This is a genomic window from Candidatus Zixiibacteriota bacterium (assembly GCA_035574315.1).
GTDB lineage: Bacteria > Desulfobacterota > Binatia > UBA9968 > UBA9968 > DATLYW01.
Genome location: DATLYW010000039.1, coordinates 1 through 13,443, shown reverse-complemented (window position 1 = coordinate 13,443; position 13,443 = coordinate 1). Strand labels below are relative to the sequence as shown.

Below are 13,443 nucleotides of genomic sequence, written 5' to 3'. Positions count from 1 at the left end.
CCGAAAGCCGTTTGACCGCACGAATGCCGAAGCCGCTGGCCCTCCAGTTTCGCCTGAAGCTCCTGCGATGGTACGATCGAACCCGACGCGACCTTCCGTGGCGCCGCACGCGGGACCCGTACGCCGTCTGGATTGCCGAGACCATGCTGCAGCAAACCCAGGTCGCGACCGTGGTGCCGTATTACGAGCGTTTCCTTCGAGTGCTGCCCGATCTCGCCGCGCTCCGTCGCGCCGCGCCCCGCAGGGTCCTGGCTCTCTGGTCCGGCCTGGGCTATTATCGCCGCGCCGAAAATCTCTGCCGGGCGGCCCGGGAAATCGGCCGCCGCTTTGCGGGAAAGCTGCCTTCCGAATACGCAGCGCTCCGCTCCCTGCCCGGCATCGGCGACTACACGGCGGCCGCGATCGCCAGCATCGCCTTCGACCGCCCGATTCCAGCCCTCGACGGCAACGCCCGGCGCGTCCTCGGGCGGGCGCTGCAAATCCGCGGTGAGCGCTCCTTGCGCCGCGCCGCGGGGCGCCTCATTTCGAGGCGCCGCCCGGGGGATTTCAATCAGGCTCTCATGGACCTGGGCGCGACGATCTGCGTGCCGAGCAGGCCGCGTTGCCCGGCGTGCCCGGTTTCGGTCGAGTGTCGCTTCGCCGCCGCGAGAGGTCGTGTGCGCCCGCCGTCTCGTTCCCGTTGTTTCCGGCACGTCACATGGCCTCTGGCGGTGATCCGGCACGACGGCAAATGGCTTCTCCGGCGGCGCGACCGCAAGGGAATCCTTCCCGGCCTCTGGGAGTTTCCGGGCGGGGAAAGATCGGGTCGCGAAACGGTCGCTGAAACTCTGCGCCGTCATCTCTCCGGCCTCGGAGGAGCCCTGCCTTCGTGCCGCCGAATCGGAGCTTTTCGCCACACGATAACCGATCGGCGCATCGTCGCTCCGGTTTTCCTGTTCTCCGCTGGCCCGTCCGATCGATTGGACCCTCCCGACGGCCGCTGGCGCTGGTTCACGCCGCGAAGCCTGCGGCGGGAGGCGATCTCGGCCATGACCGCGAAGGCCGCGGCTCTTGCGACGCGCTATGAAGAGAGTGCTTCTTAAGAGCCTGTTGCTCGCGGCCTTTGCCGCGCTCCTGTTTTACTTCTACGCGTCGCTGCCGGACGTAGCGCCGCTTCGGCGGCAAAACCCCCGGACCACGGCGCTCATGGAGCTGCGCGACCGCGAGTACCGTGAAAAGAAAATCCACAGGCCGCGCCAGCAGATCTGGGTGCCGTACGGCGCGATCTCCGAGCACCTGAAAAAAGCCGTGCTGCTCAGTGAGGACGCGGCGTTCTTCAGTCACAGCGGGGTCGACCTCAACGAGCTGCGCGAGGCGTTCAAAAAGGATTGGGAGACGTTGAGCTTCAGGCGGGGCGGGAGCACGATCACCATGCAGCTCGCCCGCAATCTCTATCTCAGCCCGTCGAAAAATCCGCTGCGCAAGGCCAGGGAGATCGTAATCGCCTGGCGGCTCGAGCGCGCGCTTTCCAAACGGCGGATCTTCGAGCTCTATCTCAACGTGGTCGAGTGGGGACCGAACGTTTACGGCGCCGAGGCGGCGGCGCACCGTTATTTCGGCAAACCCGCCTCGGCCCTCGACGAAGTCGAGGGCGCGACGCTGGCGGCGCTCTTGCCGAATCCTCGCGAATGGCGCGAGAAAGGGGTTCTCCTTCGGCGCAACCTCATCTTGAGCCGCATGGCGCGCGTCGGGCACATCAGCGAGGCCAGCTACGCCGTTCTGAAAGAAACGCCGTTACTCAAAAAAAACGACGGCTTCTCGCCCGCTTGGCCCGCCGGCACCGCACCCTGAAAGAGACAAGCCGCCCCGCTGAACGGTTTCTATCTGAAAAACGTCTAAAAGGATGAAAGGACGGGGTCCGGACCCATGCTGAAGTCCAATGCGGCGGGATTTGCAGCGACCTTGAGCGAGCTGATCGCGGCGGCCGGAGAGGTTGCCTTCGAATACTCCGACAGCGACAAGGAAGGATACGAGATCGCGCGGCAGGCTTTGATCCAGATCCTCAGGAACGGATCTCGTCTGGGCGACTTCTACGACCCGAACAGCGAGCCGCTCGCAAACCGCTTTCTCCACTGAGCAGGCCTCTCTGCCGCGAGCGTTTACGGTTCCGCGCACGATTGCCCGCCGGGTGCCCGGTACCGATAGCGCTCGCTCTTGCGTCCAGGGGGTGGTTTCTGGTTTTTATATCGGTGTGCGCCCAGGCTACGGCCTCTGGACCGGTCGCTGCGGCAGCCGTAAAATAAGCCCGGACGTCGGGATCCAGGTCCGCTGTCGAGCCTGCGAAGCGAGGGACAATCCCGGAGAGTTGAAGAGGCAGGCACACACGAGGCGTCGTCAAGCGCGGGCTTTGATGGAAGCGTCCTGATCGATACGCGCTCGGAGGCGGCGCACAGGCGCCATCGCGTCCCGCGTCGACCGCAACCGCGAAGTCCGGGCGAAAACCACGCGGGATTGCGCGGCCGACCGCGGCACCCGGGAGGAGAAGCTTGATGCTCATCAAGAAGCCCAGCGATATCCGTCCCTCCGAGATCACCAGCAAGGAGCTTTACCTGAACCGGCGGCAGTTCATTCTCGCCTCATCGGCCGCCGCGGGCAGCTTTCTCGCCGGCGGACGCGCGACGGCCGGGCAAAAGCTCCCCGATCTAAGAAAGAGCCCTTACAGCACGAACGAAAAGCAAAACTCGTTCAAGGACATTACCACCTACAACAACTTCTACGAGCTCGGCACCGACAAAGGCGATCCGGCGCGAAACGCGAAGTACCTCACGACGCGGCCCTGGACGGTCGTCGTCGACGGCGAGGTCAGGCAGCCCAGGACCTACGATATCGACGCGCTCATGAAGCTGGCGCCGCTCGAGGAGAGAATCTACCGCATGCGTTGCGTCGAGGCGTGGTCGATGGTCATTCCGTGGGTCGGCTTTCCGCTGAGCGCCCTGATCAAGCAGGTCGAGCCGACGGGCAACGCCAGGTACGTGCAGTTCCTGACGCTTTACGATCCGAAGCGCATGCCCGGGCAGAGGTATCCGGTGCTCCAGTGGCCCTACAGCGAGGGGTTGCGCATGGACGAGGCCATGCACCCCCTGACCATCCTCTCCGTCGGGCTTTACGGCGAGATCCTGCTGCCGCAAAACGGCGCTCCGATCCGCCTCGTGGTGCCGTGGAAATACGGCTTCAAGAGCATCAAGTCGATCGTACGGATCCGTTTCGTGGAGAAGCAGCCGCCGACCGCGTGGAATCTCATGCAGCCGGAGGAGTACGGCTTTTATTCCAACGTCAACCCCGAAGTCGATCACCCGCGCTGGAGCCAGGCGACTGAACGACGGATCGGAGAATTCTTCCGGCGAAAGACCCTCATGTTCAACGGCTACGCCGATCAGGTCGCGCACCTGTACAAAGGAATGGATCTCAAGAAATACTACTAGTTCAATGGTTCAAAGACCGTTGCGCTTTGAACGGCTTGAACGATTTGAACCTTTTGACCGCCGCGCAGCGGCTCGGCACGGCTCGAACTTGAAGCTTTTGAAACCTGCGGTTTTTCTCGCCTGCCTCTTTCCGTTCACGCAACTGCTCTACGATGGCGCGTCGGACAATCTCGGCGTGAACCCGATCGAGGCGATCACCCGTTTCACGGGCTCGTGGGCCTTGATCTTTCTCCTCCTGACGCTGAGCGTCACGCCGCTTCGCAGGATCTCGGGCTGGAACGACCTCGTCAAGCTGCGCCGTATGCTCGGCCTGTTCGCGTTCTTCTACGCCTGCCTGCACTTCGCCACCTTCGTCGTCCTGGATCATTTCTTCGATTTCGAGCGAATCGCCAGAGACGTGGTCAAACGTCCCTACGTGACCGCGGGCTTCATCGGCTTTTCGCTGATGATTCCGCTGGCTGTGACCTCGACCGCCGCCATGGTCCGCCGCCTTGGCCGCCGCTGGCAGCAGCTGCACTACCTGGTGTACGTCTCCGCCGCCGCCGGCGTGATCCATTTCTACTGGCTCGTCAAAGCCGACGTCCGCCGCCCTCTCCGGTACGGCATCGTGCTGGCGTTTCTCCTCGGGTTTCGCCTCGTCTTCCGGTTGCTCGCGGCGCGTCCCGCGCGCCGACGCCCCGCCCCGGCCGCGGAACTCCGTCCCGAGCGCACCACTTCCGCACCCTGAGCCGCGCAGGGCTCTCCTTCGCGTCCCGGGGTTTGGCCTCCGGCAAAAACGGCGCTTGCGGCTTCGGTCTTTTGATGCCCGGTTTCGCTGTGCGCCGATCCGTCACGACCCCTCCCCTGGGTCCGCTGTTTTACGCGAACGGCCTGGTTTGTGATATCCTTTGCCCGGGGTGACAGGATCGAATTCGTGCGGACGTTATTGCGCGCCTCGGAGCCTGTGGGCCGCTGACTCTTCGCCGCGGCGGCCGATCGACACATGAAAGACAAGCTGTCGCGAGTGACGTTGCGGACGAGCCTGTTTTACTGGCTCGTCGCGGTGCTATGGATCCTGCTTTCGGATCGCCTCCTGTTTTCCCTCGTCTCCGACCCGGCTACGCTTTCGATCGCGCAAACCTACAAGGGATGGGCTTTCGTCACCGTGACCGCCGCGCTGCTTTACCTTACATTGCGAAGCCAGCTAAACCGGTGGGCCGCCGAGGCCGAAGCCCGGGAGCGATCGGAGTCCGCGCTGCGCGAAAGCGAGCTGCGCCTGAGCGCGATCACCGAGACGGCGCGGGTTGGCCTCGCCATCATCGACGCGAAGCACAGCTATCTCTACGCGAACCCGGCGTACGCGGCCGCTCTGGGATCCGACGCCGATCGTCTCGTTGGGCAGCCGGTGGCCGCCGCCCTCGGCAACATTTATGAGGAACGGGTGCAGCCGCAACTGCAACGTGCTTTCGGCGGAGAACGAGTCCACTACGAGCTGGCGCTGCCGGAGCCGGGTGCCGCCGGCGTGAAGCGCCATTACGCCGTCTGGTACGAGCCCGGCATGGCCCGAGCCGGGGTCATCGTGGTTGCAGTCACCCTGGACATCACCGAGCGCAAGCTCATCGAGGAAGAAATACGCAAGCTTAACGCCACCTTGGAAGAAGCGGTGGCGGAGCGCACCGCCGAGTTGCGCCGCGCGAAGGAGCGCGCCGAACACTCGGATCGGGTGAAATCGGATTTCCTCGCCAACATGTCCCATGAGCTCCGGACCCCTCTGAACGCGATCATCGGTTTCACCGAGCTGATTCGCGACGAAAAGGCTGGTCCCCTCAACCCCCGACAGCGCGAGTATCTCGACGACATCCTCGCCAGCGGCCGGCACCTGCTCGACCTCATCAACGACATTCTCGACCTCGCCAGGGTCGAAGCGGACCGGCTGGAGTTGAAACCCGAGCCGTTCCCCTTGAAAACCGCCGTCGACCAGGTCTGCGCGATCATGAAGCCCTTCGCCGCGAGAAAACGGGTCACGATCGCGGTTCGACCGGTTCCGGGGCTGGACCGCGTCGTCCTGGATCAGACCCGGTTCAAGCAGATCCTCTACAACCTCGTCTCGAACGCGGTGAAATTCAGCCGCGAAGGTGGCGAAGTGCGGATATCGTGGCAAACCGACGAGGCCGGTGACCTGCGCTTGCAGGTGGAAGATGACGGGATCGGCATCCGGGAGGACGATCTCCCCCGCATCTTCGGCAAATTCGAGCAGCTGGACACCGGCCCCGGGCGCCACTACCAGGGTACGGGCCTCGGCCTCGCGCTCACGAAGAAAATCGTCGAGCTGCAGCGAGGCTCGATCTCGGTTGAAAGCGAATTCGGCAAGGGCAGCAGGTTCACCGTCGTCCTTCCGCTGGCATCGGTTTAGCCCTCGGGAAACATGAACCGGCGCCGCCACGTCGCGTACGAGGCTTCCATCCGGCGCCTCGACGCTTTCCGCAGGCGCTGTTCTCGAAAGGCGAATCGAGGAAAGACCGTTGACTTTCCAGGGGTTTCGTCGATACTTGCCCTTATGGATCCCAGCTCGCTCACGGTCAAGGAGGCCTACGCCGCGCCGATCGGCACGAAGATGACGTTGCGCGGCTGGGTGCGCTCGCGCCGGGACTCCAAAGGCGTGACCTTCGTCGAGCTCAACGACGGCTCGCGCTTCAAGAGCATGCAACTCGTTGCCGAGGGAGGGGTCGTGCCGGAGGAGACGCTCAGGCAGCTCACGACCGGCAGCAGCATTGCAGCCACCGGGACGCTGGTCGCCTCTCCGGCCAGGGGCCAGGCGGTCGAGCTCAAGGTCGAGCGCATCGACCTCTACGGCGGCGCCGACCCCGCGGCTTACCCGCTCCAGAAGAAAGGGCACTCGCTCGAGTTTCTCCGCGAAATCGCGCACCTGCGTGTGCGCAGCAACACGTTCGGCGCCGCCTTCCGCGTGCGCAACGCTCTGAGCTTCGCGATCCACCAGTTTTTCCAGGAACGCGGCTTTCTCTATGTCCAGACACCTATCATCACCACCTCGGATTGCGAAGGCGCGGGCCAGATGTTCGCGGTGACGTCGCTCGATCTCGGCAACCCGCCTCGCGATCAGGAAGGCAGGATCGACTGGCAGCGGGATTTCTTCGGCCGCCCTGCCTATCTCACCGTCAGCGGGCAGCTGGAAGCCGAGATCTTCGCGCTGGCCTTTTCCAAGGTTTACACCTTCGGTCCGACCTTCCGCGCGGAAAACAGCAACACCCCGCGCCACCTGGCCGAGTTCTGGATGGTCGAGCCGGAGATGGCCTTTTGCGATCTCGACGGCGACCGCGCGCTGGCGGAGGAGTTCCTGAAGCATACGATCCGCTACGTCCTGGAGCACTGCCGTGAAGACCTGGAGTTCTTCAACGAGCGGATCGACAACAACGTGCTCGCCACGCTGGAACACGTGGCCGAGTCCCGCTTCGCCCATATCACCTATACCGATGCGATCCGGGAGCTGGAGCGTTCGGGCAGGCAGTGGGAATTCCCCGTCTCATGGGGCGCCGATCTGCAGACGGAGCACGAGCGCTTCCTTTCCGAGGAGGTTTTCAAGAAACCGGTGATCGTCACCGACTATCCCAAGGAAATCAAGGCCTTCTATATGCGTCTCAACGACGACGGCAGGACGGTGCGGGCCATGGACGTGCTTGTGCCCCGGGTCGGCGAGATCATCGGCGGCAGCCAGCGTGAGGAGCGGCACGATGTTTTGAGGCAGCGGCTGCGGGAAAGCGGGCTGGAGGAGAAAGCGTACTGGTGGTACCTCGACCTGCGCCGGTTCGGCTCGGTCCCCCATTCGGGCTTCGGCCTCGGTCTCGAGCGCATGATGATGTATCTGACCGGATTGAAGAACATTCGCGACGTCATCCCCTTTCCCCGTACCCCCGGCAACGCGGATTTTTAACCGCCGACCGCCGCCCCTCCGGGCGATTTCCGGCACGACTTGCCCCCGGATAAGCCGATCCGGCCTCAGCGGGCTTTGTTGAACGCGCCGGTTCCTGCTGTATAATGTTGCATTCCCTGCAGCCGGCGAATTGGCGTGTTTTTTCTGCCCCTTTCCGGGATTGGAGGCGGAGGCGACCGATCGGCGGAAATATCCGGGAATTCAGAGTCTAAAACATCATGCCGTACAGGACCGACGACCTTCGGATCAGAGAGATAAAGGAGCTGTTGCCGCCCGATAAGGTCCTCAGCGACTTCCCGATTACGGAAAACGCGGCGCGCACGGTTTTCGAGACGAGACAGGCGATCCACCGCATCCTGCACGGCGCGGACGACCGCCTTCTGGTCATCATCGGCCCGTGCTCCATCCACGACGTCAAGGCGGCCAAGGAATACGCCTCGAAGCTCCGGGCGGCCAAGGAGCAGCTCGAGGCGGACCTGCTCATCGTGATGCGCGTTTATTTCGAGAAACCGCGCACGACCGTGGGGTGGAAAGGGCTGATCAACGACCCGCACCTCGACGGCAGCTTCCAGATCAACGACGGCCTGCGGATCGCGCGTCAGCTGCTGCTCGATATCAACGAGATGAACCTCCCGGTGGGCTGCGAGTTCCTCGACATGATCACCCCCCAGTACATCGCCGACCTGGTATCGTGGGGGGCGATCGGCGCCCGTACCACCGAGAGCCAGGTTCACCGGGAGCTTGCTTCCGGGCTGTCCTGCCCGGTGGGCTTCAAGAACGGCACCGACGGCAACGTTCGCATCGCTCTGGACGCGATCCGCGCGGCTCAGGCGCCGCACCATTTCCTTTCGGTGACCAAGGCCGGCCGCTCCGCGATCGTCTCCACGATGGGCAACGAGGACTGCCATATCATCCTGCGCGGCGGCCGTCAGCCCAACTACGATCCGGCCAGCGTCGCGGCGGCGGCGAAGAGCCTCGGCGAGGCGGGGATCCCCGCGCGCATCATGATCGACTTCAGCCACGGCAACAGCGGCAAGGACCCGTTGAAACAGATCGATGTCGGGCGCGAGGTCGCGAGCCAGATCGCTGCAGGCGAGGAGCGCATCATCGGCGTGATGATCGAGAGCCACCTCAAGACCGGCCGCCAGGATCTGCTCCCTGGAAAGGAGCTCGTCTACGGGCTCAGCATCACCGATCCTTGCGTAGGGTGGCAGGAGAGCCGGGCGCTTCTCGACGTGCTTGCCGACGCCGTGCGCAAGCGCCGCCTCAAGCTCGCCGCAGAAAACGACAACGAATAAGCGCCCTCCTTTTCAGCGGCGCGAGACGGGCATCGAACCCAAGCTGCCTGGACGGGAGCGGGCCAAGTGAGCATGCCGCGCGTTGCGACGCGGGAAGCCGCGGGCCCGGTCCCGGGACCGTGTCGGGAACGACCTGCTAGAGCTTCGGCAGACCGTCGTTCTGCGGTTCGTACGTGCGGTCCTTCCGGCGGCGCCGCTGCACGCTTTCGTCGACGACCTCGTTGCCGAATCGGGTGCTGCCGATCGCACGATAGTGCCGGGGTTTTCTCCGGGCGTACAAGCCGCGGAGAAATTCACGGTAGGAATCGGTGAAGGGGGCGAGGTAGCCGTCCGGCCGCGCCTCGACGCGCTCCAGCGCGAGCCCCAGTGACGCGGCGCGGTCCTGCATCCACCCGAGCGCGATATCGGACAGGCCGCGATCCGGGTAACCTCCGCCGACGTCGCAGTGCGCGCCCACGAACCATCTCTGCTCCAGCGCCTGCCCGGGAGGGGATTCCGGGTCCCACAGGCAGACGTCATAGTCCTTGCGGTGCTCGTCGATCGCGATCGCCTGGCAGGCGTTTTCCACGATGGCGCTCAGTTTGGTGTCGTGAAATTCGTAAAATTCCATGTTGAACTCCCTGAGGATGTCGAGAGGGATCCCCAAGGCGCCCACGGTATCCCAGACTCCGAGGAACTTGATCGCGATCGGCCGGGAAAACATCGAGCGGAACAACCTCGCCGCAACCGAATCCGGACCGTCGTCGCGCGTCCGGTAAATGCCGTAAGCCACCCCGACCTGGAACCCGAGGTGCTCGGGCCGGATCAAGCCGCAGTTGCGGATCATGCCGACGAGGCTTCTGGCCGTGTAGGCGCCGCGGCTGAAGCCGAGGACGTAGACCTCGTCTCCCTCCTCGTACGCCGTGGCGAGATACCTGTAGCCTTCGATGATGTTCAGCTCCAGGCCGACCCCGAAGGCGCCGCCCACGAACCGGTCGTACCATTCGGTCCCGACTCCCTGATCGTACCATTTCACCTGCCGGACGCCGCGCGCGTCGCGCTCCTGCACCGATTCGAAGAAGCGGCGGACGTTGGTCTCGACCTGCCGGTCCGCGGGCAGATTTTCGTCCGCCGGCTTGCTCCACGTGCCGTCGAAGCAAAGGACGATCCTCTTCATTCCACCCCTCCTGCCCCGGTGTCGCCGGAGCGGCCGCTATTCTACAGCGGTCCGAGCCGGTCGGGTAGCGCTTTGCGGCAGGAGCCGGGACTTGACAAGCACGGCCCCCCGGGTATATTGCCGCACAACAATGGTCCGGCCGCAACCGTCTGGCTTCTCTTGAATCCACGCGTCCGGTTCGCACGGCCGGCGGGAAGGGATCGCTCGTGAACAAGCTCAATCTCGGCTGCATCGGCGCCTTTACTGCTCTGCTCCTGTGGCTCGCATCCCCGGAACGGGCCGGAGCGCAAAGCGACTTCTACAAGGGCAAGCAGATCCGGATCATCGTGGGCCTGAGCACGGGGGGCGGCTACGATCGGGCGGCTCGCCTGGTCGCGCGCCACATCGGCAAATACATCCCGGGAAACCCGGACGTCGTCGTGCAGAACATGCCCGGGGCGGGGTCGGTGACCGCGGCCAACTACGTGTGGAGCGTCGCCAAGCCCGACGGGCTGACGTTGCTTGCGCCGCACAACAACGTCTACCTCAGCCAGCTTTCCGGGCAAAAGGAGGTGCGGTTCGACCTCGTCAAGTTCCAGTGGATCGGGTCGCTCGAGAACGACGACATGACGATCTTCGGCCGTGCCGACGCTCCGTTCAAATCGATCGGCGACATCATCCGCTCGAAGGAGCCGCCGAAGTGCGGGTCCACGGGGGTGGGAAGCTCCGATTACGTGATGTCGAAAATCCTCGAAGAGACCATCGGCGCCAAGGTGACCCACGTCACGGGCTATCCCGGTAGCAGCGAGATCGCCATCGCCCTCGAGCGCGGCGAGGTCGCGTGCATGGGGCTGACGATTTCCACCTACTTCAGCCGCGAGCCCTTTCTCACCTGGCACAAGAACAAGTTCGTCCGTTTCCTCGCACAGAGCGGCCGCAAGCGGGACCAGCGCATCGCCGAGGCGCCGACCGTTTACGAGCTGATGGACGAGTACAAGACGCCGGCGACCAAACGGCGGGTCGCCGAGGCGATGCTCCAGGGCGGGGAATGGGCGCGCCCGTTGATGGCCCCCCCGGCCACGCCGCCGGATCGCGTCGCGGTACTGCGCGCCGCCTACGACAAGGTCGTGAAGGACCCGGACCTGCTGGCGGAAGCCAAGAAGCTGCGCATCGTGGTGACGCCGAACCGCGGGGAAGAGCTGCAGAAAACGGCCAGGGAGGTGCTGTCGCAGCCCCCCGAGGTGATCGAGCAGATCAAGAAACTGTTCGTTCAGTAGAACCGCGATCAGGTCCTGGCGCGATCGAAAGTCCGGGTCGCCGACACCGCCATGACGCGCTCGAATGCGTCCAGCAGGGGCGCCGGGCGGTCGGCCTCGATCAGCAGGGCTCGGTGTTTCGGCTTGAGAAACTCCTGCTCGACGGCGCGATCGAGAAAATCGACCACGCGGTCATAATAGCCCTCCACGTTGAGCAGCCCGCACGGCTTGTGGTGCAGCGCAAGCTGGGCCCAGCTCAGGACCTCGAAGAACTCCTCCATGGTTCCGACGCCTCCGGGCAGGGCGATGAAACCTTCGGAAAGCTCGGCCATGACGGCCTTCCGCTCGTGCATGGAGCCGACGACCCGCAGCTCGGTGAGACCGCCGTGGGCGACCTCGAGATCCATGAAGGCCTCCGGAATCACTCCGATAACCTCCCCGCCTCGCTCCAGCACGGCATCCGCCAGCACTCCCATCAGGCCCACGTTCCCGCCGCCGTACACCAGGCCGTAGCCCCGCCGAACCAGCTCCGCCGCGAGCTCCTGCGCAGCCGCGACGTACTCCGGGCGGGAGCCGCGGCGCGATCCCGCAAACACGCAGATGTTTTTCCTCCCGAGCGCCGAACGCGTTCCGTCGCGATTCACTCGGCGCGTTCCTCCGGCTCCGATTGCGATTCGCGGTTGATATAGTTTTCCATTCTTCCGATCCACGCCAGCGTCACCCAGGTCAGAAGCGTGCTCACCACCGCCAGCCCGACGCGGCCCAGTCCCACCGCAACTCCGACGGCGGCGATCATCCAGATACCGGCGGCGGTCGTCAACCCTTCGACTTCCCGCTTCTCCTCCAGTTTGAGAATCGCTCCCGCTCCGAGAAACCCGATTCCGGTAACCAGCCCCTGAACCACTCGCGACAGCTCCTCGTTGCCCATCCCGTACTCGGCCGGCGCGATCACGAACAGGGCGGCCCCGAGAGCCACCAGCATATGGGTGCGCAACCCTGCCGGCTTTCCTTTGCGCTCCCGCTGCAGGCCCACGATCGCTCCGAGCACCATCGCGAAGATCAGGCGCCCGAGCAGGATGACCGCCCGCTCGCCGTCCGGCAGGCCCGCGTTCAGATCCTGAAAAATATTCTCGAACATCCGGTCAGCATCGCGCCGGCCGCAGGGCGGCGGCAGCGGGGCTCACGCGCCTTCGAGCTGCTTCAGGCGCAGGCGCAGAGCCCGTTCTTCGTTCCAGCGCGTGGTTTCGTCACGCACGACGGCGACGATGACCCTGCTCTCGCTCGCCGGGGGGTCGAGCAGCACGACCGTGAAAGCGATCGAGAGCTGCCGGCCCTCCTTGTGCAGCGCGGGAACACGAAGCACTTCGCTCCCGTAGCGGCTCTTGCCCGTTTCCATGACCCGCCGGTATCCCTCCCAGTGACGGGCTCGAAAACGCTCGGGGATGATGAGGTCGAGCGATTGGCCGAGTGCTTCCTCCGCCGAGTGGCCGAAAACACGTTCCGCGGCGGCGTTCCAGAAGAAGATCTTGCCCCGGGCGTCGGCGCCGACGATCGCGTCGCCCGCCAGTCGGGCGAAATACTCCCAGTCCACGGAGCTCGTGGTCGTGCTCATTGCAGTCGCCTTTCCGGCGACTCATCGCGTGAGACGCGGGAAGGCACAGCGCGCAAGTCTGACCTATAGCCGACCGGCAGAGGATAGGCAAGCCGCACCGGCGAAGGGATATCGCCGACCGGTGGACGATTCAACTGTAGGGTTTCGGCGACAAAGCATGCCCTTACCCGACAAATGGGCTCGCCGGCGGCCGAAAACACTGCGCTGCCTTGAGGGGCACGGGCATTGCTTAACTGGGATGCGGGCGCGTCCGAAAATTCTTCGGAACGGAGGTCACGATGCAGAAGCGATTACTTTCAACGTTCTTCGCGGCGGCGGCGGGAATGGGCTTCGGCGCTGCCGTGGTCCTGGCACAGTCTGCCGGCACCGGGACGAAGGGGCCTGAAGACGTACCTGGAAGCAGCCAGCGCGAGGACAGCTCCATTGGCGGAACTCAAGGCCAGCGCAATCGGGAAGGTCAGACGCCGTCGCCGGGCGCCGCGCGGGAACCGGAGCGCGGCCCGGCCGAGCAGTCCCGCGGCGGGCGCCTGGCCGCAAGCCGGGAAGAAGTCCGGCAGCTCCAGCAGGCGCTCAAGGAAAAAGGCCATGACCCGGGTCCGATCGACGGCGTCATGGGACAGAAAACCCGCGACGCGCTCATGGAGTTTCAACGCTCGAACGGCCTGAGGGCCACCGGAACGCTCGGCGCGGAGACCGCAGCGAAGCTGGAGCTCGGCGGCTCCTCGGCGGGCTCGTCCGACTCGCCCGCCGGAA

The 13,443-nt window shown here is 64.6% G+C and carries 14 protein-coding genes; 10 read left to right on the top strand and 4 right to left on the bottom strand.

The features are described from left to right. Positions 1-11: 11 nt before the first annotated feature. The 8 genes from VNN77_13955 (at position 12) to aroG (ending at position 8,687) form a co-directional block, all read left to right on the top strand. Positions 12-1,082, top strand: coding sequence for an A/G-specific adenine glycosylase (locus VNN77_13955; GenBank protein ID HXG52496.1), 1,071 nt, complete (start codon positions 12-14; stop codon positions 1,080-1,082). Continuing rightward, positions 1,063-1,830 carry a monofunctional biosynthetic peptidoglycan transglycosylase gene (mtgA, locus tag VNN77_13950; GenBank protein HXG52495.1) on the top strand — a complete coding sequence of 256 codons (768 nt, stop codon included), beginning with the start codon at positions 1,063-1,065 and terminating at the stop codon, positions 1,828-1,830. Before VNN77_13955 ends, mtgA begins: the two co-directional genes overlap by 20 nt. Positions 1,831-1,905: 75 nt before the next feature. Beyond that, complete coding sequence (locus VNN77_13945) at positions 1,906-2,115, top strand: hypothetical protein (protein HXG52494.1); 210 nt, start codon at positions 1,906-1,908, stop codon at positions 2,113-2,115. A 419-nt stretch (positions 2,116-2,534) separates the two neighbouring features. After that, the gene (gene msrP / locus VNN77_13940) at positions 2,535-3,461 is read left to right on the top strand and encodes a protein-methionine-sulfoxide reductase catalytic subunit MsrP (protein ID HXG52493.1); all 927 of its coding nucleotides are present in this window, start codon (positions 2,535-2,537) and stop codon (positions 3,459-3,461) included. Positions 3,462-3,549: 88 nt separating this feature from the next. Beyond that, on the top strand, positions 3,550-4,188 hold the full coding sequence (locus tag VNN77_13935; protein ID HXG52492.1) for a protein-methionine-sulfoxide reductase heme-binding subunit MsrQ: 639 nt from the start codon (positions 3,550-3,552) through the stop codon (positions 4,186-4,188). A gap of 255 nt (positions 4,189-4,443) precedes the next feature. Further along, positions 4,444-5,853: an ATP-binding protein gene (locus tag VNN77_13930; protein ID HXG52491.1), complete on the top strand. Its 1,410-nt coding sequence runs from the start codon at positions 4,444-4,446 to the stop codon at positions 5,851-5,853. 144 nt (positions 5,854-5,997) lie between these two features. Then, positions 5,998-7,389, top strand: coding sequence for an asparagine--tRNA ligase (asnS, locus tag VNN77_13925; GenBank protein ID HXG52490.1), 1,392 nt, complete (start codon positions 5,998-6,000; stop codon positions 7,387-7,389). Between the two features lie 218 nt (positions 7,390-7,607). Further along, positions 7,608-8,687, top strand: coding sequence for a 3-deoxy-7-phosphoheptulonate synthase AroG (gene aroG / locus VNN77_13920; GenBank protein ID HXG52489.1), 1,080 nt, complete (start codon positions 7,608-7,610; stop codon positions 8,685-8,687). Positions 8,688-8,823: 136 nt separating this feature from the next. Here the strand turns inward: aroG and VNN77_13915 are convergent, their stop codons facing one another. Beyond that, the gene (locus VNN77_13915) at positions 8,824-9,843 is read right to left on the bottom strand and encodes a DUF2235 domain-containing protein (GenBank protein ID HXG52488.1); all 1,020 of its coding nucleotides are present in this window, start codon (positions 9,841-9,843) and stop codon (positions 8,824-8,826) included. Positions 9,844-10,049: 206 nt separating this feature from the next. Here VNN77_13915 and VNN77_13910 point away from each other — a divergent pair, with 206 nt between their 5' ends. Further along, positions 10,050-11,099, top strand: a complete 1,050-nt coding sequence (locus VNN77_13910) for a tripartite tricarboxylate transporter substrate binding protein (GenBank protein HXG52487.1) — start codon at positions 10,050-10,052, stop codon at positions 11,097-11,099. Between the two features lie 8 nt (positions 11,100-11,107). Here the strand turns inward: VNN77_13910 and VNN77_13905 are convergent, their stop codons facing one another. From VNN77_13905 to VNN77_13895, 3 genes are read right to left on the bottom strand one after another with little or no spacing between them, the layout of a single operon-like run. Beyond that, on the bottom strand, positions 11,108-11,722 hold the full coding sequence (locus tag VNN77_13905; protein HXG52486.1) for a TIGR00730 family Rossman fold protein: 615 nt from the start codon (positions 11,720-11,722) through the stop codon (positions 11,108-11,110). Continuing rightward, the gene (locus tag VNN77_13900; protein ID HXG52485.1) at positions 11,719-12,216 is read right to left on the bottom strand and encodes an MgtC/SapB family protein; all 498 of its coding nucleotides are present in this window, start codon (positions 12,214-12,216) and stop codon (positions 11,719-11,721) included. The genes VNN77_13905 and VNN77_13900 overlap by 4 nt, the downstream gene beginning before the upstream one ends. 42 nt (positions 12,217-12,258) lie before the next feature. Next, entirely contained in the window at positions 12,259-12,690 is a 432-nt protein-coding gene (locus VNN77_13895; GenBank protein HXG52484.1) for a PAS domain-containing protein, read from the bottom strand. A 278-nt stretch (positions 12,691-12,968) separates the two neighbouring features. Between VNN77_13895 and VNN77_13890 the strand changes: the two genes are divergently transcribed. Then, a partial coding sequence (locus tag VNN77_13890; GenBank protein ID HXG52483.1) for a peptidoglycan-binding domain-containing protein occupies positions 12,969-13,443 on the top strand: 475 nt, incomplete at its 3' end.